This is a genomic window from Psychrobacter glacincola (assembly GCF_904846215.1).
In the GTDB taxonomy this organism is placed as follows: Bacteria; Pseudomonadota; Gammaproteobacteria; order Pseudomonadales; family Moraxellaceae; genus Psychrobacter; species Psychrobacter glacincola.
The window spans coordinates 1-584 of the sequence record NZ_CAJGZK010000098.1; the positions used below are offsets into that span (position 1 = coordinate 1).

The 584-nt window shown below is 35.3% G+C and carries 1 protein-coding gene and 1 pseudogene; one reads left to right on the forward strand and one right to left on the reverse strand.

Annotation, left to right across the window (positions count from 1 at the left end; translation table 11 throughout):
* Positions 1–211 (forward strand): transposase (locus tag JMW90_RS13605; protein WP_201564776.1); only part of this gene is annotated, 211 nt, incomplete at its 5' end.
* A 268-nt stretch (positions 212–479) separates the two neighbouring features.
* On the opposite strand, the pseudogene JMW90_RS13855 reads toward JMW90_RS13605, so the two are convergent.
* Positions 480–584 (reverse strand): annotated as a pseudogene (locus tag JMW90_RS13855) (IS5/IS1182 family transposase); the annotation flags it as partial.

Genomic DNA, 584 nt, shown 5'->3' on the forward strand with positions numbered 1-584 from the left:
AGGGACGCGTGATAACATCCCTCGGAAGCGAAACACGAAGTCCTCTAACGATCATATGGACTGGGACTTGTATAAAGTACGCCACTTAGTGGAAAATGCCTTTGCTAAGCTAAAACAGTATAGGGCGATTGCCACCAGATTTGATAAGCTCAAGCAGAGTTATGAGAATACGGTAGCGCTCGCTTGCGCTTATATCTGGCTGAAGTTATGAATGTTCAACACGCCCTAATCTTGCTCCTATACTACTGCCAAAAAACTGATCAAAACTTACTAACAGCTTGTTTTTGAAAAATTCATAAGCTTATTTTACCATTCATAAATAATAAATAACCATTCATCATAATCAGTCACTTTACATTAGAAATAAATAATGTATTTTGAGTGATATTTTTTAAGTAAGCTTAGGATGGTAATCAAAATACTTTTAATTAAAAATAGCGTAAATAATAGCTTTTTATTCATTAGACCTCTTGCAAAAGTCATAGATTAAGCTCGAAATTAACGATACCAGCAAACAGCTTCATTCTAAGATCATAGCGCTGACGACGGTTGCGATATTTATGAGCCACGATCTTGAATAATTT